At 61.5% G+C, this 24956-nt stretch carries 25 protein-coding genes and 2 tRNA genes; 8 read left to right on the plus strand and 19 right to left on the minus strand.

The window, feature by feature from the left end:
• Positions 1-143 precede the first annotated feature (143 nt).
• The 6 genes from PSAL_RS04390 to PSAL_RS04415 all read right to left on the minus strand — a co-directional run bounded on the left by PSAL_RS04390 (position 144) and on the right by PSAL_RS04415 (position 6099).
• Positions 144-791 carry a PEBP family protein gene (locus PSAL_RS04390; RefSeq protein ID WP_196941899.1) on the minus strand — a complete coding sequence of 216 codons (648 nt, stop codon included), beginning with the start codon at positions 789-791 and terminating at the stop codon, positions 144-146.
• Between the two features lie 33 nt (positions 792-824).
• A complete protein-coding gene (locus PSAL_RS04395; protein ID WP_119840056.1) occupies positions 825-1385 on the minus strand; it encodes a YbhB/YbcL family Raf kinase inhibitor-like protein in 561 nt (186 codons plus the stop codon).
• A complete protein-coding gene (locus tag PSAL_RS04400; RefSeq protein WP_119840057.1) occupies positions 1382-2359 on the minus strand; it encodes a YHYH protein in 978 nt (325 codons plus the stop codon). Before PSAL_RS04400 ends, PSAL_RS04395 begins: the two co-directional genes overlap by 4 nt.
• Before the next feature lie 480 nt (positions 2360-2839).
• Positions 2840-4450: an alpha-D-glucose phosphate-specific phosphoglucomutase gene (locus PSAL_RS04405; protein ID WP_119840058.1), complete on the minus strand. Its 1611-nt coding sequence runs from the start codon at positions 4448-4450 to the stop codon at positions 2840-2842.
• 843 nt (positions 4451-5293) lie between these two features.
• The gene (locus tag PSAL_RS04410; RefSeq protein WP_119840246.1) at positions 5294-5659 is read right to left on the minus strand and encodes a VOC family protein; all 366 of its coding nucleotides are present in this window, start codon (positions 5657-5659) and stop codon (positions 5294-5296) included.
• A gap of 254 nt (positions 5660-5913) precedes the next feature.
• On the minus strand, positions 5914-6099 hold the full coding sequence (locus PSAL_RS04415) for a recombinase family protein (protein WP_269212600.1): 186 nt from the start codon (positions 6097-6099) through the stop codon (positions 5914-5916).
• Between the two features lie 549 nt (positions 6100-6648).
• On the opposite strand from PSAL_RS04415, the gene PSAL_RS04420 reads away from it, so the two are divergent.
• Positions 6649-6975 carry a hypothetical protein gene (locus tag PSAL_RS04420; RefSeq protein WP_147407646.1) on the plus strand — a complete coding sequence of 109 codons (327 nt, stop codon included), beginning with the start codon at positions 6649-6651 and terminating at the stop codon, positions 6973-6975.
• A 481-nt stretch (positions 6976-7456) separates the two neighbouring features.
• Here the strand turns inward: PSAL_RS04420 and PSAL_RS04425 are convergent, their stop codons facing one another.
• The 4 genes from PSAL_RS04425 to PSAL_RS04440 all read right to left on the minus strand — a co-directional run bounded on the left by PSAL_RS04425 (position 7457) and on the right by PSAL_RS04440 (position 10960).
• Positions 7457-7954, minus strand: a complete 498-nt coding sequence (locus PSAL_RS04425; protein ID WP_231388613.1) for a tyrosine-type recombinase/integrase — start codon at positions 7952-7954, stop codon at positions 7457-7459.
• 338 nt (positions 7955-8292) lie between these two features.
• Positions 8293-9717, minus strand: coding sequence for a site-specific integrase (locus tag PSAL_RS04430; protein ID WP_119840059.1), 1425 nt, complete (start codon positions 9715-9717; stop codon positions 8293-8295).
• Between the two features lie 121 nt (positions 9718-9838).
• Positions 9839-9913 (minus strand) — tRNA-Asn (locus PSAL_RS04435).
• Positions 9914-10048: 135 nt separating this feature from the next.
• Complete coding sequence (locus PSAL_RS04440) at positions 10049-10960, minus strand: MBL fold metallo-hydrolase (protein WP_119840060.1); 912 nt, start codon at positions 10958-10960, stop codon at positions 10049-10051.
• A gap of 39 nt (positions 10961-10999) precedes the next feature.
• Here PSAL_RS04440 and PSAL_RS04445 point away from each other — a divergent pair, with 39 nt between their 5' ends.
• On the plus strand, positions 11000-12295 hold the full coding sequence (locus tag PSAL_RS04445) for an ATP-binding protein (protein ID WP_119840061.1): 1296 nt from the start codon (positions 11000-11002) through the stop codon (positions 12293-12295).
• A 56-nt stretch (positions 12296-12351) separates the two neighbouring features.
• On the opposite strand, the gene PSAL_RS04450 is transcribed toward PSAL_RS04445, so the two are convergent.
• Positions 12352-12427, minus strand: a tRNA-Ile gene (locus PSAL_RS04450).
• A gap of 78 nt (positions 12428-12505) precedes the next feature.
• Positions 12506-14419 (minus strand): hypothetical protein, encoded by a 1914-nt coding sequence (locus PSAL_RS04455; protein WP_119840062.1) that lies wholly within the window; start codon positions 14417-14419, stop codon positions 12506-12508.
• 218 nt (positions 14420-14637) lie between these two features.
• Between PSAL_RS04455 and purM the strand changes: the two genes are divergently transcribed.
• Entirely contained in the window at positions 14638-15684 is a 1047-nt protein-coding gene (gene purM, locus PSAL_RS04460) for a phosphoribosylformylglycinamidine cyclo-ligase (protein ID WP_119840063.1), read from the plus strand.
• Entirely contained in the window at positions 15681-16256 is a 576-nt protein-coding gene (gene purN, locus PSAL_RS04465) for a phosphoribosylglycinamide formyltransferase (protein WP_119840064.1), read from the plus strand. The genes purM and purN overlap by 4 nt, the downstream gene beginning before the upstream one ends.
• Here purN and PSAL_RS04470 read toward each other — a convergent pair.
• Positions 16253-16432, minus strand: coding sequence for a hypothetical protein (locus PSAL_RS04470; RefSeq protein ID WP_119840065.1), 180 nt, complete (start codon positions 16430-16432; stop codon positions 16253-16255). The two genes, purN and PSAL_RS04470, sit on opposite strands and share 4 nt — an antisense overlap.
• Before the next feature lie 93 nt (positions 16433-16525).
• On the minus strand, positions 16526-16933 hold the full coding sequence (locus PSAL_RS04475; RefSeq protein ID WP_119840066.1) for a winged helix-turn-helix transcriptional regulator: 408 nt from the start codon (positions 16931-16933) through the stop codon (positions 16526-16528).
• Positions 16934-17035: 102 nt separating this feature from the next.
• Here PSAL_RS04475 and PSAL_RS04480 point away from each other — a divergent pair, with 102 nt between their 5' ends.
• On the plus strand, positions 17036-18145 hold the full coding sequence (locus PSAL_RS04480; RefSeq protein WP_119840067.1) for an NADH:flavin oxidoreductase: 1110 nt from the start codon (positions 17036-17038) through the stop codon (positions 18143-18145).
• A 158-nt stretch (positions 18146-18303) separates the two neighbouring features.
• Complete coding sequence (gene rnd / locus PSAL_RS04485) at positions 18304-19464, plus strand: ribonuclease D (protein WP_119840068.1); 1161 nt, start codon at positions 18304-18306, stop codon at positions 19462-19464.
• A gap of 73 nt (positions 19465-19537) precedes the next feature.
• Here the strand turns inward: rnd and PSAL_RS04490 are convergent, their stop codons facing one another.
• Positions 19538-20011: a hypothetical protein gene (locus PSAL_RS04490; RefSeq protein WP_119840069.1), complete on the minus strand. Its 474-nt coding sequence runs from the start codon at positions 20009-20011 to the stop codon at positions 19538-19540.
• 184 nt (positions 20012-20195) lie between these two features.
• Here PSAL_RS04490 and PSAL_RS04495 point away from each other — a divergent pair, with 184 nt between their 5' ends.
• A complete protein-coding gene (locus tag PSAL_RS04495) occupies positions 20196-20594 on the plus strand; it encodes a SufE family protein (protein WP_119840070.1) in 399 nt (132 codons plus the stop codon).
• 6 nt (positions 20595-20600) lie between these two features.
• On the opposite strand, the gene PSAL_RS04500 is transcribed toward PSAL_RS04495, so the two are convergent.
• The 3 genes from PSAL_RS04500 to PSAL_RS04510 all read right to left on the minus strand — a co-directional run bounded on the left by PSAL_RS04500 (position 20601) and on the right by PSAL_RS04510 (position 22547).
• Positions 20601-21053, minus strand: a complete 453-nt coding sequence (locus PSAL_RS04500; RefSeq protein ID WP_231388614.1) for a hypothetical protein — start codon at positions 21051-21053, stop codon at positions 20601-20603.
• 47 nt (positions 21054-21100) lie between these two features.
• Positions 21101-21742 (minus strand): DUF1638 domain-containing protein, encoded by a 642-nt coding sequence (locus PSAL_RS04505; protein ID WP_119840248.1) that lies wholly within the window; start codon positions 21740-21742, stop codon positions 21101-21103.
• A 97-nt stretch (positions 21743-21839) separates the two neighbouring features.
• Positions 21840-22547: a corrinoid protein gene (locus tag PSAL_RS04510; RefSeq protein WP_119840072.1), complete on the minus strand. Its 708-nt coding sequence runs from the start codon at positions 22545-22547 to the stop codon at positions 21840-21842.
• 176 nt (positions 22548-22723) lie between these two features.
• On the opposite strand from PSAL_RS04510, the gene PSAL_RS04515 reads away from it, so the two are divergent.
• Entirely contained in the window at positions 22724-23812 is a 1089-nt protein-coding gene (locus PSAL_RS04515) for a PA0069 family radical SAM protein (RefSeq protein WP_119840073.1), read from the plus strand.
• Positions 23813-23882: 70 nt separating this feature from the next.
• On the opposite strand, the gene bmt is transcribed toward PSAL_RS04515, so the two are convergent.
• Entirely contained in the window at positions 23883-24896 is a 1014-nt protein-coding gene (gene bmt / locus PSAL_RS04520) for a betaine--homocysteine S-methyltransferase (protein WP_119840074.1), read from the minus strand.
• Between the last annotated feature and the right edge of the window lie 60 nt (positions 24897-24956).

Here is a 24956-nt window from a genome sequence, read left to right on the forward strand (position 1 = left end):
TCAGAGACACCCGCAAATCCAACTCCGTTCCGCGAGGGGGCAGGGGGCCGTGAACCCATTCTGCGGGTTTCGCTGCCAGGATGCCGGAAGTCAGCTGTGCAAGGTGGCACGATTTATGTCCCACCTTGCAGCTGTTGTTTTACCTATTCGCTGATCGTCAGGCGACACAGCAGCGTGTTGTCCTGCGTCAGGCTTTCCCCCCAGACCAGCTTGGCGCTGTCGTCCCACGTAATCTCGTCATAGCCATCCTTGGGGCCGACGTCGGCGGCGGAATGAACGGTCGCGGCAGGCCAGTCGCTGTCGTCGAAATCGGGCGAGGTCCAGTCAGCCGGGATGTCGGTCGCGACAAAGCCGCAGGCCCCTTCGCCCGCGACGGGGTTCGCCTCATCCGCGCAGGACGGCTCGATGGGAGCGTGTTGCACCACGAGGCATTTCATGTCCGCGTCGGTCACGGCCAGGGTTTCGCCTGACACCGCATCCATGAACTGCGCGATCATGCCGCCGTCGCCCATCTGCTGGCGGTTGGTGCCGATATATTCCAGCCCGCTGTCGTTCTCCTTGAAGTCCTTGGCCTCGATCGCGATGACGGCTGGCAACTCGACCGAAAAGGTCGCGGTTTCCGCGTTGAACGACCGCTCGGTCGTGATCGAGACCGAGTCTTCCAGGACCGCTTCACCGTTTGCGGAAAGCGAGAACCAGTTGTCGACCCAGACATCGGCGGTGATGTCGCGGGTGCCCGCCTGTGCGGCGCAAGCCGTCAGGGCCGTGGCAGCAGCAAGGATGAAGCGCATGTTGTATCCGATCTTGTTGAGTTCAGTCGTGGATCAGTTCAGGAAAGAGATGGCATCGGCCGCAAGGACGTGCCCGTTCAGCGCGGCCATCACATCGCTCCAACCAACGTTGATGTCGTCTTGTTCCGGCAGATCGCCGAGGTGCGCATCAAGGGCATAGACCCAGATCGTGTATTCATGTGTGCCGGCACCGGCGGGCGAACAGGGTGGCGTGTAGCCGGTGGCGCGATTGTCTTTGTCCGACCCCTCAACCCCGAGGGAGCCCGGATTTCCCCGCGCCACGCCATCCGCATCGCCGGGAATGTTCCAGACCAGCCAATACTGACTGGGCGCGTTCACGCCTGGATAGGTGCCATTGGGATAATGCTGCATGACGATGGCATAGGCCCGCGTGTCTGCTGGTGCATTTTCCCACGTCAGCGGTGGCGATACACCGTCCCCGCCGCTGCGGGTGCAGCGCAGATCGGCGGGCAAGGGCGCGCCGTCGATCAGCGCGGGGCTGCCAACGGTGAAATCTGGGCCCTGCTGCCCAAGAGCGGGCAGCGCGGATGTGCAGCATATCAATGCAAGGCCAAGTGCGCTTGAACGGCTCATTCGCGGCAAAGCTCCTGCTCGAACAATTCGCCGCCGTTGGTTACGGTGCGGGTCTCGAAGTTGTAGCAATTCTCGGTCTCTGACGGGGCGTATTTGATGTAGTAGTCTGCGCCCTGATAGCTGTAGGTCATCGTCCGCTCGCCGTCCTCGCCCTGCACAAACACCAGATCGTCAACCCCGCCCCGCGGCGGCTGGCCTGCCTCTGGTCCGGGCCCGCCATCGGCAGCACCCAGAGGGCGCACGCGCGGCAAGGCATCGATGTCAGGCACTTCGCCCATCAGGCACTGGATGATGTAAGGCGCGCCTTCGGAGGTGTGGTAGCGATAACCGAAGACGTCATCGGCCTGCCCATTGCACACATCCAACACGCCACCCGCAATTGCCGTCCCGTCCGGATTGCTGTCCGCGTAGATAGGGAAGCCGTCAAAGGCCCAACCGATGATCGCATCCGGGCCCTTGTTCGCCATCTGGTCAATCATGCAGGTCGGTGCGGCGTGATAGTGATAATCGTCACCCCGGCCCGCATGGCCACCGCAGGCGTCAAGCTGCCCGGTTGCGACGGTGTCCAGATCCGCCTGATAGGTTCCCAGATCCTCTTGCGACATCTCTCCACCAGCGGTGTAATCATAGATCGGCACACCGTTCACGGCGACGCCAAGCGCCGCGTCACGGGTGTGCGGCGCCGTCCCAAGCGTCGGGGCCAACGTGATGGGCGAGGCGTAGTTCACCGCAGGCACGGGCACCTGCTCATTGGTACCGGTGATGCCGGTCATCATCTCGTGGTCCGGATAGGTATCGCCCGAGATCAAGGCGTGGTTATCGGCGCAGGTGACCGTGACGACATCGTCAAAGCCCGCCGCCGCGACCGAGGCAGTGACGGCCTCGCAATGAAATGTTGCCTCGTGGGCTTGCCCAGTGGTGGCGTAAAGACAGGCAAGGACGGCGAAGCCGGGCGAAAGGACGAGATGACGCACAGGTTTTCCTCTGAAAAGGTTCGTGACCGTATGAGAGTCTGAACGTTGTGTTCGGGCATTTCCGTCGGTTCCTGATCGCGGTTTTTGCGACAAAAAGCTCGGCCAGCGGGCACGCTTCCGGGCATAATTCGACGTTGCACTTGCTTGGATACATAGGAGGGAAACAGTGTTCGTCAATGAAAGCCAACGGCGCCTCGTCTTTCTGAACGCCGCCTTGGGCGCGGCGCAAAAGCACAATCTCTCCACAGAGACGATCAAGCATGTAAGATACTGCTGGATGCACGATCACCGGCTTTTGCCAAGCTGCGGCGCGGTATCAGGTGTGCCGGTGATCGGCGGCACTGGGCCGCAGACGTCGCGCGACCCAGAGGCGGATCTTGCTGTGGAAGGCCCGCCGACTGCGCATAGCGAAAATTGGAGACATACGCAGTTGATGGCCGCGCAATGCGGGCGGGGCAGGCCGCCTTTCGCGGCCCCCCGTCAGGTCATCACGTCAGGCCCGTCGCGGCCGGAGCGGGTCTTGAGCCCGGTCAGCGCGTCGATGGCCCTGACCAGCGGCGTCAGGGCTTCCTGGGTTTCAATGCCAAGGTCGCCGTCGGCGGGGGTATATTGCTCAAGGTAAAGCCGGATCGTTGCGCCCTCGGTACCGGTCCCCGAAAGGCGCATCACCGCGCGGGCGCCGCCATCGAAGTAGACGCGCATCCCCTGGTTCTCTGAAACGGAGCCATCCACCGGATCCGTGTAGGAAAAGCTGTCGATCTTCTCGATCCCCTCGGGCAGGGTCTCGATCGCCTTCAGGTCGTCCATGATGGCATTGGCGACGCCGGCATCCACGGCTTCGTAATCGTGGCGGGAATAGTAATCGCGACCGTAGGTCTTCCAGTGGTCCATCAGGATCTCGGCGACGGACATCTTGCGCACCGCCAGCACGTTGAGCCAAAGCAGCACGGCCCAGAGACCGTCCTTCTCGCGCACGTGGTCGGAGCCTGTGCCGGCGCTTTCCTCGCCGCAAAGCGTAGCCTTGCCCGCATCCAGCAGGTTGCCGAAGAACTTCCAGCCGGTGGGCGTTTCATAGGCGTCGATGCCCAGCTTTTCGGCCACGCGGTCGGCGGCGCGCGAGGTCGGCATGGAGCGGGCCACACCGGCAAGGCCGCGGGCATAGCCGGGGGCAAGGTGTGCGTTGGCGGCCAGCACTGCCAGGCTGTCGGACGGCGTCACGTAGACACCCTTGCCCAGGATCATGTTCCGGTCGCCATCCCCATCCGAGGCCGCGGCGAAATCGGGGCCGTCCGCGGCCATGACCATGTCGACAAGGGGCTTGGCCCAGATCGGGTTGGGATCCGGGTGGCCCTTGCCGAAATCGACCGATGGTTCGCCGTTCAGCACGGTGCCCGCCGGCGCGCCAAGGGTGCCTTCCAGGATTGTCTTGGCGTAGGGGCCGGTGACGGCGTGCATGGCGTCGAACTTCATGGTGAATCCGCTGGTCAGCAGGGCGCGGATCGCGTCGAAGTCGAACAGCGTCTCCATCAGGGCGGCGTAATCCGTCACCGGATCGACGATTTCGACCACCATGCCGCCCAGTTTGCCCTCGCCCAGGGCCGTCAGGTCCAGGTCCGGCGCTTCCAGCGTCTTGTAGTCGGAAAGGGTTTTCGTCTGATCGAAGATCGCGGCGGTCACGCTTTCGGGCGCCGGCCCGCCGTTCGAGATGTTGTATTTCAGCCCGAAGTCCTCGTCGATTCCGCCGGGGTTGTGGCTGGCCGAAAGGATCAGCCCGCCGTCGGTGCCACGCTGGCGGATCAGGTTCGAGGCCGCGGGGGTGGAGAGCAACCCGCCCTGGCCGACGATGCAGCGCGCCGCACCATTGGCGGCGGCCATGCGCAGGATCGTCTGAATCGCCTCGGCGTTGAAGAACCGCCCGTCACCGCCGACGATCAGTGTCTTGCCCTCGCAACCGCCGATGGCGTTGAAGATGGACTGGACGAAGGCCTCCAGATAACCGGGTTCCATGAAGACGCGGGTCTTCTTGCGCAGGCCCGAGGTGCCGGGCTTCTGGCCGTCGAAAGGGGTTACCGGCTTGATTTTAACGTCCATGACTTCTGTCGTCCTTAATGCTTTTACGGAATCCGGGCCGCGAAAATCATGCGGCCGGCACAAAAGTCAGACTATCGCCATTTCATGACTTTGACATGATGTCAGCGCGGATTCTGCAAGCCGTGGCAGCAAAACGCCTTTCGACCGGGCACTGAGGCGCGTCGACATCGAAGATCTGTGTCCCCGGGGGCAGGCCTGGGCCCGGAGAATGTTCTTGGTGGATCTTCACTGACATCAGCCAGTTTCATGGTTGCCCGATTGCACGGGATTGACCGGTCCGTGGTGCGCAGTGATCGCTGCCAATGGCTGGATATTTTGGAAAATTCGGGCACGCGCCGACGCCAGCTTCAAGTGGAGCCGCGATGCAGGAGTGAAGGGGGGCCGCCAGGATGCTTTTGCCAGCGTTGGAGATGAGCGACCCGCACCTGAGAATGTTGAGCTACAAAGCTGTGTGACACTGTGGGTGCCAAATCCAGCCTATGCCTAGTTGATCAAGGACTTAGATGGTGATTTGGCTCCGGCGGTAGGGATGGAAGCACTTGTTGTATAACTTGCTGAAAACTAACAGTTAATTCTGTCCGGAAAATGGGCTTGGTTTGGTCTTGTGTATCAACCACAGAACATAACGGGATCGACCTGACGGGCGCAAGGGAGGATTTCTTCACAGGGTGCCGTGTGGCGTGAACGGCCCGAAGCTGCCTTCCACCCACCACGCGGCGCCGCATTGTCGGGGATGAATGTCTGCTGTGCGGACTCGTCCGACATTCGCCTTGCCGCAGCCCCTCAGTATCTAGCGCTGAATAGCGCTTCGGCATTCGGCAAGCGCATCAAACCCTTTAAGGTTTAGGGCTCTGCAGGCTCCCAAAGTTCTATCGGGTTTCCTTCTGGATCGTGGATGCGTGCAAACTGTCCCACCCCATCCATGCTGACGATGTCACCACTGTCGATGCCTGCTGCATTGAGTTCCGCTAGCGCGGAAGTAAGGTTTTCAACACGAAAGTTGAGCATAAACGCATGATCTTTTGAGAAATAATCTGTGTCATGGGCGAAGGGTGAGAGGATGGTAACTCCCGCTTCCGTGATCCAAGGTTCCATTGTTGCCGACGTTGGGGCAGGATCGATCCCCAGGTGGGTTTGATACCATTCAGCCAAAGCGTTTGGGTCTTTGGCCCTGAAAAACAAACCACCAATTCCGAGAGTTTTTACCATGGAAATTTCCATCTTCTGTTGGACAAAGCCTGTCGTTTCAGTTGAACAGAAAACTAAAACGAAAGCAATTTCGCAACCTCAACTTGGGTCCGGTATAGGCACAAACCCGACCTCGGATGCGGCGCGGCATCGGGCCTTCAAAACGTTTGATCGGATGTAAGGAGGGCCCAAACCGGACATTCACAAACGTCAACGACGCTGCAGCGTAGTTTCCCTAATGCCGACCTTCACTGCGAGCGCTCCTAGGTCCGGTATTAGCAAGTAGCCGAATTTTTTAGGGTGCGCTCAGCGATCCGGCGGCGCTCAAAATGGGCGATGGATGCAAAGACGGGGAAAATCAGCTCTCCGGCTGGCATTGTCGTGTCGATATCCTCGGCCAAGGATCGAAAACCCGTGCCGCGTTCTTTGATAGTTATCATGGTGTCGAGAAGATCGCGCAACGGGTGATGTCACGTGGAATACGGTGTTTCGACTGGCTTGGTGTAAGCACCCTCGTAACGACGCGCGTCGCCAAATCGCTTGGTTTATGCAGGCGTTCCCTGTTTTGGGATGTTGGCGACAAAATGTCGCCGAAAAATCAGCGTCGCTCTACGTTTTCCGATAATTATTCCGGAAGTTGTTGACTGATCGTTTTGGTAAGATTAGCTCTTAACGGTGAAGGATCGTTCCGGTTTGATTGAGGCTTGCATCGTCGAAGGGCGCGACGTCCGTGGGAAAAAGGAGGAGCCGTTTCATGTTTGTTATGGCTTTGAGATATAAACCTTTTTGCCAAAAACTGGGCGCCTGGTGGTTTTGGGCTGTTGGTGAAACTCGAGCTTATCCGATGATCTTACCCTATGATCACGAAAACCCTCCAATACCCCAAACGTTTTGTCATCGATATTTGGAATGGTTAAAAGATTTATCTTTCGTGCGGAAATTAAGCATGACAAAAACGACCGTTTCAGATTGTCGTCGCAGTCCATGGTAATGTTCTGAGCCGACACACTATGACTTTGGATTTCAACCGATTACTGTTCTTGCTCTCCTCGGCATCAATTGCAATTATTTTTTTAGTTTTGGCAGCAGTAGCAATCGATTTAGTGGTTCCACCAAGTGGAACAGTGGGAAGCTACGTTAACTACAGAAAACTGGCAAAGACACTGATGTTTCTATATGGAACGATGTTTGCACCTGGCGTGCTAGTTGCCATTATCTATATAGTATATGCGCCCTCCCGCATTCATGGCGAACGTAAGTCTTATGCACTGGAAATAATTACCGCTTTCGTAGCGGTTCAGACCGTCTTCACTTTCACTATTCTTCAAGACGAATGAGGTAATTCAGCATGGCTGATGAAACACCTTCTTTGATTTCGATAGCGATAAGTTGCAGACAAAGAACCGTTCGTTTGAATGGATTTCAGATGAATCGAGAGTTTCACATGTTCCTTCACCATCTGAGATCTTCGAGACGGTTAGAAACATAAAGGATGTAAGTGATGCCTGAATTGTAAGAGGTAAAATGGTTGCGCAATTTTTGATAAAGTTCCTTAAATGTCTCACTCAGAACTTTAGAAATCGCGGCAAAATTAATGGAAAGAAATGTACCGTGAGAGTAGAGCTGGGTGGCGGTAACTTTGCCCAGCAGCTCTCAAGCGCGACGGCGGAGTCTGGGCGGCTATCTGACTTTTTAGACGATCTATTGGTAAGAGTGAAAGATACAGCTATCGCCTCTTAACAGGCTACCTAAGCTGCCGTTGGTACGGGGTGCAGCGAACGGTAGCTCCCCACCCATCTCCCTCGCCATCCTGTCCCCTTAAATCACCTTGAGCAATTGTTCGATTGCCTGTGCCAGATCTGTTAACGGGGCGGATTTGCGGTAAACTTTGTCGTGAATATCTTTGCCTTCATGACCGATGATGTCCCGGACAAATTTGTCGTCTACACCTGTGTGATCCAATTGGTTCTGGACGTAATGCCGTAGGCTGTGAAACGAGAGGTTTTTGCCCTCTGTTCCTAGCTCCTGGTCGATAATCTGGCGCATGCGGCGTCCGACTTTACGGCCAAAGGCGTTGTTTCCCGCTTCATATAGGTCCGGGAAGAGACTGATTTCATTGGTGCTATTCGCTTTTCGGACGTGATCGAGAAACCCCAGATCAATCAGGTGCGAATGGATCGGGATCATGCGGCGCGATGACAGGTTTTTGATGCGGCGCAGCTCTGAATCCTCAATGGAAAAGCACCAGATCCCTTCAATTTCAACGATGTCGGACGGCGAAAGCCCTGCGATTTCTTCGCGCCTCCCCGGATTCATGCGTATAAACCCTGCGTGGATACACGCTCCAAAGCCGGGCCAATGGCGCGGCAAAAGACGTTGATCTCATATGAAAACGGTATTTGTCTTTGACCGGATTTGTTATGTTTGATTGTCGAATAAAATTTGCGCGCGGTTCCGAAATAGCCGCCGGAAAAGCTATGCACAGGGACAGACTATAGGTAGGTAAAGCTACCTCGTCTGCCCCTTGCGCCGGGGAGGCGCTCCGTCTGTTCGTAAAACCCATGCGGGGCATGTGTTTTACGAACAAACTGCGCGGCTGGCGTTGCCAACCTTGCCTGGCGTCCCACAGGGCGGACGCGAAAGCCCCACGATGCTCAAACGGTCCGGCGTGACAACCGTTGATCGGGCCGCGCGACCGGCAGCCACGGCAGTTGGCGGATCGCCCCGGCCTTTGCCTCCAGCGGCGTTGTCTCGCTGTAGCGCTGCGAGGTAATCGATCCACCGGCATGGCCCATGATATCCTTGCGGTCGGCCTCTGGCAGGTCGGGTATCCGGCCAAGCTGCGTCGCCACATAGTGCCGGAAACTGTGGAACACCTTGCCATCCCGATTGCCGTTGAGCCGGGTCTGGACCAGATTCCGGAAGCGGTAATCGAGCTGACCTCCGAACCCTTTGCCCTTGCGCGGGCGCAGGTCGGGAAAGAGATCGGCTTGCGGCCCGTGGCGGGCGATCTGGCGGGCGGCGTGGTCATTCAGGCCAAGATCCACCAGTTGCGGATGCAGGGGCAGGTCGCGTCTGGCCGTGAGCGATTTGAGAGCGCGATTGGCGTTCGGCGCGATGATCAGGGCGGGCAGGCCGTCCATCACGGTGATTTCGGCGGCTTTGAGAGCCGCGATTTCCTCGCGCCGTGCGCCGGTCAGCGCGGCGATCATCGGCACCCAATAGAGCCCGTCTTGCACCAGCCGCACCCCGGGTTCCTGCCAGTGGGTCTTGTCCTTCCAGCCATGCCAGACAGGGTGGGTAAACAGCTTTTGCACATCACCGGCGTTAAAGGCGGGCCGCTCGTCACGCTCGCGTTGGCTCTTGCGCTGACGCAACGCGCCGAGGTCGAGATCGCCGACAGATGGCACGCCTTCAGCCCGCGCTTTGGTGAACAGCTGGCCGAGGTAATCCAGATTGCGGTTGATCGTTGTGACCGACAAGCGCCTGTCCTCGCGCCCCCTGGCGTCTGCAATGATCTGGCGGATCGGCTTGTTCCGGTCCTTGGGCGATTTGCGATAGCTTTGCGGCAGTTGCTCCAGAACATCGACGAACACCGCCAGATGATGCTGTCGCAGCTGGCGCATGTCCTGAACGCCGGTGATCTCGCGGAAGAGATCAAAGACCTTGGTCATCTGTGCAATCATCGCCTCGGACATGCCCGCCTTGCGCTTTTGCGCCATGAGACGGGTCGCAATGGCCTTGATCGAGGCGGAATAGGTCTCGATGCGTGGCTGCGCGTCAGATTTGGGCAGTGGCTTTGCCTGTGGCGGGCGACGGACGGGCAGGGGCTGGCCGAGTTCGGCTTGGATCACCCCCCGCAACCGATCAACCGTGCCCGCGTGATCGCAGCGGCCTTTGGCCATGTCCTCAAATGCCCGGGCGCTCTCGGCGGTCACCAGCGCGGCAAGGCGGCGGGCGGCGTTTGGATCAGGGGTTTGCAAGCTGATGAGGAAGGTCTTTCCACCAAGGGCGGTGGGGTAACGCCTGCGCCAATAATAAATCGCGTTGCGTCGGACGGTATGAGCGGCAAGGGCCATCGGTCACTCCTGTATGAGCGCCCAGAAAACCGTGCAAAAATAACCATTTGTGTATCACGCATGTGTATCAGCCGGGGCTGAAATACCAATTCCACATGTTCGTCAGAGACTTAAGGGAAATTGGCTCCGGCGGTAGGGATCGAACCTACGACCAATTGATTAACAGTCAACTGCTCTACCGCTGAGCTACGCCGGAACACTGGGCTTCGGACAGTGGCGCGTTGCGCTGCCGTCCTGCGGTGTGAGGGCGATATAGCAATGTGATTCAGAGGCGGCAAGGGGCATTCTAACATTCTTCCGACGTTTTTTGCTCGACCTCGGGGAAGCTTGGTCAAAGCCGCCGGAAATCCGCGTCCGCCTGCAAGGGGCCAAGCGGTTCCACGAGGTTTCTTGATGTAAGATCAATGAGATGGGCCAGAACATTGCGCATGGCGGCCGGAAGGAGGGCGGGGGCGACTTCGCTGTAGATCCGTTCGGCCAGCTGCATCGGGGCGGCCGGGCCGCCTGCAAGGGCCTCCAGAATGTCGGTTTCGCGCTGTGTCCGGTGTTGAAGCAACCAGTCGAGCCGGCCGTGAGGATCTGTGATTTCTGCGCCATGGCCGGGCAGGTAAAGGTTGGCGGGCAGGGATCTCAGCCGTCGGCAGGAGGCCATGAAATCCGTCAGGTCGCCGTCCGGAGGCGAGACGAGCGAAGTTGCCCAGCCCATCACGAGATCGCCGGTAAAGACGGTGCCGTCCCAGTCGAAACAGAGGTGATTGCCGAAATGCCCCGGCGTCCAGAGCGCGCGAAGCCGCTGATCGCCGGCGACGATCACCGCATTGTCCGGCACCTCGATATCGGGAACGAAGGTGCTGTCCACGCCTTCGCCACCCCCGATCGAGGACCGCGCGGCCAGGTCCTGCATGATGGCAGACCGCCCGGCCTCTGCATCCCCATAGGCGAGGATCGGCGCGCCGGTGGCGTTGGCCAGGGGGCGGGCAAGGGGCGAATGGTCGAGATGGGCATGGGTGACAAGAATATGGGTGATGCGCTGTCCCGGCTCCAGCGCGCCAAGCAGGGCCTGCAGATGGGCGGGATCATCGGGGCCGGGGTCGATCACGGCGATGTCGCGCGTCCCCAACAGATAGCTGTTGGTGCCCGGCCCGGTGAAGGGCGACGGGTTGGACGCCAGAAGCCGGCGCAGGCCCGGGCGCAGGGTTTCCACCTGGCCGGGAACCGGGGTTTCGCGCTTGGCCATGTCCATCCGGCTTTCCTCTGCTCGATTGCCGGCCTAGGTTAGCGCATGTCCTTTGAATGGCTCAAACACTATGTGCCCCGTGGCATCTATGGCCGCGCCGCGCTGATCCTGATCCTGCCGGTGGTCACCTTGCAGCTTGTCGTGTCCGTGGTCTTCATCCAGCGGCATTTCGAAGGCGTGACCGTGCAGATGACGGAAACCGTGACCAGCGAACTGCAACTGGTCCTCGCTCCGCCCGATGGGGTCTCGGCCGACGGCGTCGCCTCGGCGCTGGCCATCGGCGTGATGGAGATGGCGCCGGACGAGATGCCGCGCGCGGATTACGCGCGCTGGTTCGACCTGTCCGGGCGGGTGGTGATCCGGTCGCTGAAAAGTCGTCTTTTCGGGGTGCAGGCAATCGAATTGCCGGACGATCACGTGGTGCATCTTTACGTGCGGCGCGGAGAGGAGGCCTATCGGCTCAGCTTCGGGCGCAAGCGGGTCTCGGCCTCCAACCCGCACCAGTTGTTCGTCAACATGGCGGTCTTCGGGGTGCTGATGACGATCATCGCCTTCATATACCTGCGCAACCAGCTGCGCCCGATCACCCGCCTCGCCGCCGCTGCCGAGGCCTTCGGGCGTGGTCGCCATGTGCCCTATCGCCCCGGAGGTGCTGTCGAGGTGCGGGCGGCAGGCAGTGCCTTTCTCGACATGCGGGCACGGATCGAACGGCAGATCGAACAGCGGACCCTGATGCTGTCGGGGGTGAGCCATGACATGCGCACGCCGCTGACCCGAATGCGGCTGGCGGCGGCGATGCTGGATGATGAGGACCGCGTGCCGATGGAGCGCGACATCGACGAGATGCAGCGCATGCTGGACGAATTCCTGTCCTTTGCCCGCGGCACCACCGAAGAGGTCGTGCAAGAGGTCGATCCCCTCAGCCTGATCCACGCCATTGTCGAGGATTCTCGCCGCGCCGGGCAGGACGTTGATCTCGTGCATGCCGAAGGGGCCGGGCGGATGCCACTGCGCCCCCTGGCGATCCGCCGGGCGGTCGAGAACCTGATCGGCAATGCCGTGCGCTATGGCAGTCATGCCGAGGTCAGCATCGATCTGTCCGCCCGCAGCCTGCGCATCCGGATCGAGGACGACGGGCCGGGCATCCCCCCCGACCGTCGCGGCGAGGCGATGAAACCCTTCACCCGGCTGGAGCCTTCGCGGAATCAGAACCGCGGTTCCGGCGTCGGGCTGGGCCTGTCGATTGCGGGTGATATCGCCCGCGCCCATGGCGGGGTGCTGCGCCTGGGGGAAAGCGCGCGGCTGGGGGGGCTTCAGGCCGACCTGGTGATTGCGCGCTAGGGGACAAGCCTTGCCCGGTCGTGCATAGCTGTCGGCAAAGGGAATGAGTGGGGGTTTGGTAGGCCCGGCAGGATTTGAACCCGCAACCAAAGCGTTATGAGCGCTCTGCTCTAACCGTTGAGCTACAGGCCCACTCTGCGCCGTGGTAGCCAGCCGGGCGGCGGGCGTCAAGAGACGCCGCCGCCCGGTCGTGCATGTCAGCCTGAAGGATCAGAACCGCATGCTGAGGCCGAGACCGGTATTCATGTTGCCGTCTCCGTCAAAGGCCGTTTCCAGACGCAGGTCGATGGGCAGGGCGCCATTGGTCAGGGTCAGCTCTGCCCCGATCCGGTAAAGCGTCAGATCATCATCCTCGACGTCGAACTGCGTGCTTGCCCCGGCAAGGCCCATGGTGACCGCATCGCCCTGAGCGGTGATCAGGTCGATCCCGCCAAAGGGCCGCAGGGCACCGACGCCGGTCGCCAGAGAATAGCCGATTTCGCCGGTCAGGTAATAGCTGCCGGCATCGCGATCCTCGAAACCCGCACCACCAAGACCCGACAGGGCAAAGCCGTCGTAGCGCGCCCAGCTGGCCCCGAGCGAACCCGACAGGTCGATCCGGCCAATGACCGGGGTTTGGGCCACCTGCATGCCGATGCCGAATTCGCGGCTGTCGGTCGAGCCCGTGCCTGCCGCGTCCAATGCCGAAGTCAGATCGGTCGCGCCACTGGCGATATAGGCAAAGCCCAGACCGTCAAAGCCCTGGCCAAGCGCAAAGCCCTTGCGCAGACCAAGGGCAATGCTGCGCCGTTCCAGATCGGTCGCGCCATTGTCGCTGGTCATGTCCTGATTGGAGGCGCGGACAAAGACGCCGATGGCATCGAAATCGCGCCCCACGGTCAGCGCGCCGCCATGGGCCAGATCACCGCCCCAGCCGCTCAGATCTCCCCACCAGCCCGGCGCATAGGCGACCGCGCTCAGCGCGCGACCGATGTCGCGACTGCCAAGGGCGGCCAGGTAGTCCATCGAGGAAAACGCCTCGGCATCGGCGACGACCAGCGTTGTGCCTGCGAAAAGCGCGGTATCGGGGGCCTCGGCCATGTCGATGACCTCGGGCGCGGAAACGAAGCTGAGCGTGCCGGCTGAAACACCCGCGCCGACGATCAGCGTGTCGCTGCCATCGCCCAGGTCCACATCGCCGCTGATGCTGCCGCCTTGCAGCGACAGGGTGTCGTCGCCATCGCCCAGATAGATCGCGGTGCCGCCCGTGCCGGTGATCGTGCCGTAGTTGATGACCGTCTGGCCCATCGTATTGGCGCTGTCGACATTGACGCCCATGTTGCCGGTGATTTCGCCGTAGTTGGTCAGGGTCGAGGAAGCGACAGTCGAGGGGTCGTAATCCACACCGTCTTCGGAGCCGAGGGCGCGGATTGTGCCATTGTTGATGATCGTGCCGCTGTCGATGTCGATCCCGTCCTGATCGCCGGAGACCTCAAGCAGGCCGTTGTTGGTGACCATGGCGTTTTCACCGACGTTGATCGCGTCGTCGATGGAATAGATCTCGCCCTCGTTCAGCACGGTAACACTGTCGCCATCGCCTTCGATGCCTTCGCCGAGGGAGTTCAGGACGCCGTAATTGGTCACCACGGAATTGTCGGCCACGTTGATCGACTGGCTGCCGGCATTGATGGTGCCATAGTTTGTGACGGTGGCGTCCTCGTTGATGTTGATGCCGTCGTCGTCCCAGGCGGTGATCGTGCCGTGGTTCACGACCGTGATGCCTTCGTCCCCGTCGATGCCCCGATCATCGGTCGAGGTGATCGTGCCATTGTTGGTGATCTGTGCCTCGTCATCGACGAGGATCGCGGCCGAGCCGACCGAGGAGATCGCGCCGTCATTGGTCAGCACCAGGTCATCCTTGACCTCGAAAGCCGCATCCGCGCCGCCCTGCACATCGCCGGTGGCCGTGACGGTGATGCTCAGATCGTCAAGGCCGTCGTCCAGAATGCCGGCGCCGGTAGCGGCACAGGTGATCGTGTCGCCATCGACGGGATTGGCGGGAGAGCAGGCCTCGGCATGGGCCTGGCCGATCCAGGGCACGGTCGCCAGGGCAAGAAGGGATGTGCGGCTCAGAAGTTTGTTCATGATATCCTCGGATTCGTTATCCGGACCCTCCTGACTGCGCTCTGTGACGGCTGGATGATGACCGGCCCCGCGAAACCGCCAATTCCTGAGGTTGAGAGATTCTTGCCACAGGCGCCTTGCGGGGGCTTTGACGTTGCGCGAGGCCGGCAGATCGGCTACCCGAGGCCGCAATGTTTTCGCGCCCCGGCCAAGGGTCAGGCGCCATCAGGGAGCCGGCCATGACCGAAGGCAAGAACGGGATCAGCTATGCGGATGCGGGTGTCGATATCCAGGCCGGGAATGCCCTGGTCGAACGGATCAAGCCGGCGGCCAAACGCACCACGCGGCCCGGCACCATGTCCGGTCTCGGCGGCTTCGGGGCGCTGTTCGACCTGAAGGGCGCGGGCTACGAGGATCCGATCCTTGTCGCGGCCACCGATGGCGTCGGAACCAAGCTGCGCATTGCCATCGACACCGGTCATGTCGGCACCATCGGGATCGACCTCGTTGCCATGTGCGTCAACGATCTGGTCTGTCAGGGCGCCGAGCCGTTGTTCTTCCTTGATTATTTCGCCACCGGCAAACTGTCGGTGGACGAGGCCGCGACCATCATCGAAGGCATCGCGGCGGGCTGCGAAGCCTCCGGCGCGGCGCTGATCGGTGGCGAGACGGCGGAAATGCCCGGCATGTATGCCAAGGGCGATTTCGACCTGGCCGGTTTTGCCGTCGGCGCGATGGAGCGCGGCGGTGATCTGCCTGCCGGTGTCGCGCCTGGCAATGTGCTGCTGGGGCTCGCCTCGGACGGGGTGCATTCCAACGGGTATTCGCTGGTCCGCAAGCTGGTCGAGGTTTCGGGGCTGGGCTGGGACGCGCCTTGCCCCTGGGACGAGACGGCCACGCTTGGGCAGGCGCTGCTGACGCCGACGCGGCTTTACGTGACGCAATGTCTGGCCGCGATGCGCGCGGGTGGCGTGCACGGGCTGGCCCATATCACCGGCGGCGGGCTGACGGAAAACCTGCCTCGTGTGCTGGGCGATTTCGGTGCCACCGTCGATCTGAACGCCTGGGAATTGCCCGGCGTCTTCAAGTGGTTGCAAGAGGTCGGCGGCACCTCGCCCGAGGATATGCTGGTCACCTTCAACTGTGGTCTCGGCATGATCCTTGTCGTCGCGGAAGATCAGGCAGAGGCCGTCACCGCGCTGCTGACCGAAGCGGGCGAAACCGTGCACCGCATCGGCACCGTCACCGAAACCCCGGGCATGACCTACGAGGGCCAGCTGGCGTGAAGCGCGTCGCGATCCTGATTTCCGGCGGCGGGTCCAACATGGTTCGCCTGCTGGAAAGCATGACCGGCGATCATCCGGCGCGGCCCGTTCTGGTAGCTTCCAATGACCCGCAGGCGGGGGGGCTGACCAAGGCCGCCGCCATGGGCGTTCCGGTTGCCGCCGTCGATCATCGCCCCTTCGGCAAGGATCGCGCCGGTTTCGAGGCACAGCTGCTGGAACATCTCGATGCGGCCCGGCCCGACATCCTGTGCCTGGCCGGTTTCATGCGCATCCTGACCCCCGATTTCATCCGCCGTTTCGAAGGCCGGATGCTGAATATCCACCCCTCGCTGCTGCCGAAATACAAGGGGCTGCACACCCATGCCCGCGCACTGGAGGCTGGCGACGCAGAGGCCGGCTGTACCGTGCACGAGGTCACCGCCGAGCTGGACAGTGGCGCGATCCTGGGTCAGGCGCGGGTGCCAATTCAGGCGGGCGATACGCCAGATGACCTTGCCGCGCGCGTACTGGTCGAGGAACATCGCCTTTACCCGGAGGTGCTGCGCCGCTTTGCCGATCCCGCGCTGACCTAGCGCAACGCCGGAAGCGAGCCGGAATTGCCGCGCCATTCCATCCCCGCGGGCAGGTCGGAGGCAGGCACAAATGCGGCGCCGATCAACAGGATCGCCAACATGCCGGCCAACGTCAGGCCGGTGACGGAAACCCGCAAACGCGGGGCAGGGCGGGGCTGAGTTTGAGTGAAGGCCATGGTGGCACCTTTCATAGCTGTTGAAAGGGCTATAACGGCGTCAGAAGTATTTCTGAAATGAATACTTGATGCATAAATCGTCACGAAAAGCGATCATTCGCCCTGACGTTGATCATAGGCAACCCGCGCGGCTTCGACCTCTGACAGGTGGGATTTCGTCCAGCAGTACAGCGCCCGGAAGGCCGGCAGAAGCGAGGCGCCAAGCGCGCTCAATTCATATTGCACGGCGACAGGAGAGGTCGCGATGACCTCTCGGGTGATGATGCCGTTGCGCTCCAGTTTGCGCAGGGTCTGGCTGAGGCTTTTCTGGGAAATGCCCTCAAGCCGCCGTTTGATCTGATTGAAGCGCGACGGGCCGGGCACCAGCACCGTCAGGATCATCATCGACCATTTGTCCGCGATCTGGTCGAACAACTCCCGGCTGGGATTGTCGGCGCTAAAGGTCTCGGAGGCACAGGCTTCGATGCCGCAGGTTTCGGTGAAAACAGTCAGGTCTTCCATGTGGGTTACCTTCAGGTGACGTAGTGTGCTCAGGGTGCGTTGTTGACACTAGGTATCAAGAATATACCTAGACGCCAAGACATTCTGAAAGGACCTCCTCCCATGTCGCATTCCAACGATATCCTGTTTCGCCCCTTTTCACTGAACGGGCTCGAACTGAAGAACCGCATCGTCATGGCGCCGATGACCCGTGGCATGGCCCCCGAAGGACAGCCGGGCAAGGCGCAGGCCGACTACTACCGCCGCCGCGCGGAAAACGAGGTCGGCTTGATCCTGTCCGAAGGCACGGTCATCGACCGGCCCGCATCGCGCAACCTGCCGGGCATTCCGTTCTTCCACGGCAAGGCGCTGGACGGCTGGCAAGAGGTGATCGCGGCCGTGCATGGCGCGGGCGGCAGGATGGGTCCGCAGATCTGGCACACCGGATCGACCCGCGCGTCGGAATGGGAGCCCGAAACGCCGGTCGAAAGCCCCTCTGGGCTGATCGGGCCCGGCAAGCCGCGCGGTGTCGCGATGAGTGAAGCCGATATCGAGGCCACCATCGCCGCCTTCGCCAAGGCCGCCGCCGACGCCAAGCGACTTGGCTTTGACGTGGCCGAACTGCACGGGGCGCATGGGTATCTGATCGACCAGTTCTTCTGGGCTGGCAGCAACCTGCGCGACGATACCTGGGGTGGGTCCACCATCGCGGATCGGTCGCGTTTTGCGGTGGAAACCGTCAAGGCGGTGCGCGCCGCCGTCGGGCCCGAATTCCCGATCATCCTGCGTCTCAGCCAGTGGAAACAGCAGGATTACACGACGCGTCTGGCCGAAACCCCGCAGGAAATGGCGAAATGGCTGGAACCTCTGGCCGAGGCGGGCGTCGACATCTTCCACTGCTCGCAGCGCCGCTTCTGGGAACCTGAATTCGCGGAGGTGGACGGCGAAAACGGTCTGAACTTTGCCGGCTGGGCCAAGAAGATCACCGGCAAATCCACGATCTCGGTCGGCTCGGTCGGCTTGTCGGGCGAATTCCTTGCGGCCTTCGCGGGCGAGGCGTCTCAGGCGACGCCGCTTGAAAAGCTGACCACCCGGATGGAGCGCGACGAATTCGATCTGATCGCCGTGGGCCGCGCCCTGATCAGCGACCCGGCCTGGGCCGCCAAGGTGCATCGCGGGGCGGCCGATGAACTGACCGGGTTCAACAGCGCGGACCTGGCTGAACTGGTCTGATCGCCATGAAAAAGGGCAGGGCGCGCCGATCACGCCCTGCCCGAAACCGCCCGTGCGGCAAGGCGCCCCCGTCGCGCCACTTGGCCTTTCAATCGTTGGCAGAGCGCCTTATGACGGATGCGTGAAGCGGGATGAGCCCGCAGCAGCGAAAGAGCGACATGCAGACCATTACCACGACCGAAGGCCTGGCGGCTTTCTGCGACAAGGCGCGCAGCCAACCCTATGTCACCGTCGATACGGAGTTCCTGCGGGAACGGACATATTATTCCCAGCTTTGCCTGATCCAGCTTGCCTATCCCGGCAAGGGTGACGAGAACGCCGTGCTGGTCGATCCCCTGTCCGAAGGCCTGTCTCTGGAGCCGCTTTACGCGCTGTTCCAGAACACCGAGGTGGTCAAGGTCTTCCATGCGGCCCGGCAGGATCTGGAAATCTTCTACGTCGACAAGGGGATCATCCCCGAACCGCTGTTTGACACCCAGGTCGCGGCCATGGTCTGCGGGTTCGGTGAACAGGTCGGCTATGAAACGCTGGTGCGTAAGATCGCCCGCCAACAGCTGGATAAATCATCCCGTTTCACCGATTGGTCGCGCCGTCCACTGACCGAGGCGCAGGCGAAATACGCCCTGGCCGACGTGACCCATCTGCGCGAGATCTATGAATTCCTGGCGTCCGAACTGAAGAAGGCCGGGCGCGAGGAATGGGTGGAAGAAGAGCTTGGCATCCTGCTGAATCCGGAAACTTATATCACCCGTCCCGAAGAAGCCTGGCAGCGGGTGCGCACGCGCACCAGTTCGGGCCGGTTCCTGGGGGTCTTGCGCGAATTGGCCCGGTTCCGCGAATCCTATGCCCAGACCCGCAACGTGCCGCGCAACCGGATCTACAAGGATGATGCGATGGTCGAGCTTGCCTCGACCAAGCCCAAGAACCATCAGGATCTGTCGCGGTCGCGCCTGCTGCTGCGCGAGGCCCGCAAGGGCGATATCGCCGACGGGATCCTTGCTGCCGTGCAGGCGGGCCTGAATTGCCCCGACGCGGATCTGCCGCGTCCGGACAAGGACGACGAAAAGTTGCAGGTCAATCCGGCCCTGGCCGATCTGCTGCGTGTGTTGCTGAAGGCCAAGTCCGATACCGCAGGTGTCGCGGCCAAGCTGATTGCAGCGACATCCGAACTGGATGCCCTGGCCGGCGGGGTGCGCGACGTGCCTTCGCTGCATGGCTGGCGCAAGGATGTCTTCGGCGCCGAGGCGCTGCGCCTTTGCGACGGGGAAATCGGTCTGGCGACCAAGGGTCAGAAGGTCATCACGGTCGAACTGAACTGACCGGTCGACCCGAGATCAAAATGCGAAAAGGGCGCCTTCGGGCGCCCTTTTTCGTGGCAAGTGGCGGAAAATCTCAGGGAGAGACGCTGAGCACGTTCTGCACACCGACGACTTCGACGCGTGAGATCCCGGCGAGTTCGATATTGGACAGGCGGAAGGCGGCGGTCACTTCGCGCGATTGCGCGGTGCCGACGACCGCGCCTTTGGTATAGGCGGCCACATCTGCCAGCATCAGATAACGGATCACGCCGCTGCCTTCCGGTGCCGCCGCGCTGCCCTGAGGCGCCTGGAACGAGATGTTGTAAGACCCCTGAACCGAAGCCGTCGCGGTGACGGTAAAGACCTTGCCACCGGGCACATCAACCACGTCGATCGTGTCGATATGGGCCAGCGGGTTGCGCCGGTCCGGGGCCGGTGGCTCGTAATCAGCCGGCAGAAGGGGATTGAGACTGGTGCCCTTGTCGACGGCGGAACCGCCGCCTCCGAACCAGCCGCAACCGGCGAGCAGAGCAAGGGAAAGTATCGTGACGGGAAGGGATTTGCGCATCTATAGGGGCCTCCGCGACCCTGCTCCGTGAACCTGCTACACGTCTAACCCAGACCTGCCCCATTGAAAAGGCACCGCTGAGCGCAATGGACGGCCGGGCACCGCCGGTCGGGGGCTGGACGCGGCGAGCCGGGGGCCTTAGGTCACAATGCAGGTGGCCGAGACAGCGACGGAAAGGACCCCCATGGCGCAGGAAGCATTCGAGGATATCGTTGCGGATTTCGAATTTCTCGACGATTGGGAAGACCGCTATCGGCATGTGATCGAAATGGGCAAGGCGTTGCCGCCGCTGCCAGATGCGTTGAAGGTGCCCGCGACCAAGGTCGACGGCTGCGCCAGCCAGGTCTGGCTGCATCCGCACCCCGAGGCGGGCGTGTTTCATTTCGACGGGGAAAGCGACGCGATGATCGTGCGCGGGCTGATCGCCGTCCTGCATGCGCTTTACGAGGGCGTCCCCATGTCGGAGTTGTCCAATATCGACGCCCACGCAGAGCTTGCCCGTCTCAGTCTGGAGGACCACCTGTCCGCACAGCGCTCCAACGGGTTGCGCGCGATGATAGAGCGGATTCGCGAACAGGCTTGAGCCCGCTCATTCCCGCGCGACGTAGCGGGACAGTGACCGGATGAAGGCATCGACCTCGGCTTCCTCGGCGCTGCCCGGAAAGCTCTCGACACGGGCCAGGGGCAGGGTTCCGGACAGGGTGTCGATCGAGGCGCGCCGCTTGTTCCGGTCAGCGGTGTCCAAAGGCAGGGCACCGGCCGCCTGCAACAATTCCAGCCGCTGATGAATTGCCCGCATCCCGGCAAAGGCGCGGATCATCGGGTCGGTCAGCCTTGGATCATCCTGCCAGCTACGCCCCTGAAACAGATCCTGCGTTACCCTTTGTCCCGCCCCAAGGCATTCATAGGCGCGACAACCGTCAAAGCCCTGTTCCTTCAACTGCCCATGGATCCGGCAGGCATGCCCCGTCAGATTAGGGCAGGCAAGGCCCGCAGGCTTGTCTATGGCAAAGCTTTGACCGGCATCCAGTGCCAATGCCATGCAGCAGAGGGCCGCGCATTGGGCGCAATCCGATTGCAGCTCGATACTCACGCCAATAGCCCACGCGCCAGTTCGGTTGCGAGGTCGCCGTAACCGGTAAAACGTCGCTCGAACGTCAGTCCAAGCCGCTCGGCGCAAGCGCGGGCCTGTTCGGTCAGCGCCGCGTCTTCGGTCTGGGCGAGGTAGACGAGGCGGTCGTAATTGCCGAAATACATGTCCCGCAATTCCGGATGGCGATCCAGTCCTAGGGGCTTCCAGACGAAGGTATCGAACTGGCGCGCAAGGAAGTCCGTCAGATAAAACGCGGTTACCTCGTCACGGGCGGCAAAGGCGGCCAGTCCGTCGAAGAAGGCATAGCAATGCGCCCCGGCGATCATCTGCACCCCGAGCCTGTCGCATGTTGCCTGTAGCAGGCCGCCGGTGCCGCAATCGGCATAGGCGACGAAGATCCGGGCATAGCCCGGCCTGTGCTGCGTCACCGCCTGTTCCACGGCGTCGGGGATGCGGTCGGGGCGATTGTGCAGGATGGCGGGAAGGCAGTGCAGATCGACATGCGACCAGCCGTTGAGGTCGATCAGCGCCAGGATTTCACGCGCCAGCGCCCCGCAGGCCAGCACCAGGATCCGCCCGTCCGGCTGCGTCACCGCATGGCCCCGACGGGTCAGCGTGGCATCGTCGGGGATGGGCATATTCCGGGGCATTCGAAACCTTTTCAAACGATTGCGGCGCGAGGCTGATCAGCCCCGCGCCGGTTCATGGGGGCCGAAACCCGGTGTCTGGTTGGCGTCAGGCCTCGGCGCCGGGACGGTTGTGCTTGCGCGCCATGTAGGTCTTGGCGGTTTCGACCGCAACTGCCGCGTCGCGGCAATAGGCATCGGCCCCGATGGCCTTGCCGAATTCCTCGTTCAGGGGCGCGCCGCCGACCAGAACGATGTAGTCTTCGCGGATACCCTGTTCCTTCATCGTGTCGATAACGGTCTTCATATATGGCATGGTCGTTGTCAGCAGGGCCGACATGCCGAGAATATCGGCATTTTCGGCCGCCAGTGCCTCAAGATAGCCCTCGACCGCATTGTTGATTCCCAGATCGACGATTTCGAAGCCCGCGCCTTCCATCATCATGCCGACAAGGTTCTTGCCGATGTCGTGGATGTCGCCCTTGACCGTGCCGATAACCATCTTGCCGATGGTGGGCGCGCCGGTTTCCACCAGCAACGGTTTGAGCAGATGCATCCCGCCCTTCATCGCATTGGCCGCCAGCAGGACCTCGGGGACGAACAGGATACCGTCACGGAAATCGTTGCCCACGATGGTCATGCCGGCCACCAGGGCCTTGGTCAGGATGTCGTAGGGGGTCCATCCGCGATCGAGCAGGATCTGGGTCGCCTCGACGATCTCTTCCTTCAGACCGTCATAGAGGTCGTCCATCATCTGCTCGGTAAGTTCATCGTCAGCGAGGTCAGCGAGGATGATATCGTTTTCTTCGTCGGACATGTGCGTTCCTGTACCATTGTGGCGCGCCGTTAAGGTCAGCCTCTGCCTGAATTCGACAGACGACTGGTCGGAATGCGACAGATCGCACCATTGTGCCGACTTATAGCTATCGGGGCGAAAAGAAATACTGAAAAAAATTCATGGAGATCATGGGGTGAAGTGCCTATGTTCGACATATGTTCCGAACCAGCGCCCATCAGATCGACAAAGACAGCCGCCCGGGTCGCGGGGCTGCCAGCAATGCGCCCGGTCGGTACGAGCGGCGTGAACGGCAGGCAGAGCATGATGGCTGGGAGATTGCCGAGGATATGCCCAAGATCCGTACCGAGGTGACCGAGGAAATGCCGCGCAGCGTGATCACCCATGTCGGTTCTCCCGATCTGCCGTTTGATCGGACGCTGAACCCATACCGCGGCTGCGAACATGGCTGCATCTATTGCTTTGCCCGGCCGACCCATGCCTACCTCGGGATGTCGGCAGGGCTGGATTTCGAAACCCGGCTTGTGGCGCGTCCTGATGCGCCAGCCGTGCTGGAGCAGGAACTGGCCAGGCGCATCTATCGCGTGGCACCGCTGGCGATCGGGACGAACACCGACCCCTATCAACCAATCGAGCGTGATTACAGGATCATGCGCGGCTGTCTTGAAGTGCTTGAAGCCCATCGTCACCCGGTGATGATCACCACCAAGGGCACCGGCATCCTGCGTGATCTCGATATCTTGCGGCGCATGGCAAAGCTCGGGCTGGTGAAGGTCGGGATTTCGATCACCACGCTGGACGCCGATATCGCCCGCAGGTTGGAGCCCAGGGTGCCGCGCCCCGAAAAGCGGATAGAGATCATGCGCAGCCTGTCGCGGGCCGGGGTGCCGGTGCGGGTCATGGTCTCTCCGGTGGTGCCGGGCCTGACCGAGGCCGAGATCGAGTCGATCCTGACCGCTGCCAGGGACGCCGGGGCCGTTTCGGCAAGCTGGATCATGTTGCGCCTCCCACAGGAGGTTTCTCCGCTGTTTCAGGACTGGCTGCGCGAACATTATCCGGCCCGCGCCGAACGGGTCATGGCGCGGCTGCGGGAAATGCACGGTGGGCGCGATTATGACGGGGAATGGTTCCGGCGCATGCGCGGGTCGGGACCTTATGCGCAAATGATCGGGCAGAGGTTCCGGTTGGCAGCGAAGCGCCTGGGGCTGGACAGGCCGCAACCGGAATTGCGGTGTGACCTGTTCCGTGTCCCGGTCAAACCCGGCGAGCAATTGTCGCTGTTCTAGGCTGACCTGGACTGGAAGTACATGCGCCGAACCCAGTGAGGTTCGGCGCGCAAGGTATTGATGTTTATGTTCAACCCCGCCGCCGACGACGCGGGCGGACAGGGGCGCCGGCATCGTCGCCGGTTCCATCGCTGGCCGAGGAAAAGCCACCTAGTTTTTCGGTGATCTCTTCCAGGGTCGGGCGCGGTCCGCGCGGCCGGGTTTCCAGCGCTTCGTGCATCTTTTCAAGGTGTTCTGCCATGGTCCCGCAACACCCGCCGATCACCGTGGCCCCGCAATCGCGCGCCATGACGGCATATTCGGCCATCAGCTCGGGCGTGCCATTGTAATGGATATGGCCGTCTTCATATTTCGGGATCCCGGCATTGCCCTTGGCGATAATCGGACGATCCACGCCCTGCGCCGAGAAGCCCAGTACGGTGCGCAGCAGATCCGACGCCCCCACGCCGCAATTGGCGCCATAGGCAATCGGGGGGTTTTCCAGCTTTTCCACCATCTTGACCATCGACTCTGAAGTCAGGCCCATCATTGTACGGCCGGCGGTGTCAAAGCTCATGGTGCCGCACCAGGGCATATCGGCCAGCTTGAAAGCTTCGGCGGCGGCGCGATATTCCTCGGGGGCGGAAATCGTTTCCAGCCAGAGCACATCGGCCCCGCCTTCCTTCAGACCCTCGGCCTGCTGATGAAAGATCTCGACAGCCAATTCGTGGGTCATCGGGCCCATAGGGGCCATGATCTCTCCGGTTGGGCCGACGGAACCGGCAACAACGACCGTGCGTCCCGAAGCATCCGCAACCTCGCGGCCAAGTTCGGCCGAGATGCGCGACAATTCCCCGGCGCGCTTTTCGGCGCCGTGCAGTTTCAGTCGCGACGCATTTCCGCCAAAGGAATTCGTCAGAAAGATGTCAGAGCCGGAATCGACCGCGAACTTGTACAGTTTCTTGATCCGGTCCGGATGTTCCTCGTTCCACATTTCCGGCGCGTCGCCGGAGCTGAGGCCCATGTTGAAAAGATTGGTGCCGGTGGCGCCATCGGCCATCAGCCAGTCACGGGTCTCCAGCAGGCGGGAGAGGGCATTGGTCATAACGGACTCCTTGCGGGTTTCGCGGGCGTTTGCGCGGGGCGGTGTCGCGATGAAGCCCCC

This window comes from Pseudooceanicola algae, from assembly GCF_003590145.2.
In the GTDB taxonomy this organism is placed as follows: domain Bacteria; phylum Pseudomonadota; class Alphaproteobacteria; order Rhodobacterales; family Rhodobacteraceae; genus Pseudooceanicola; species Pseudooceanicola algae.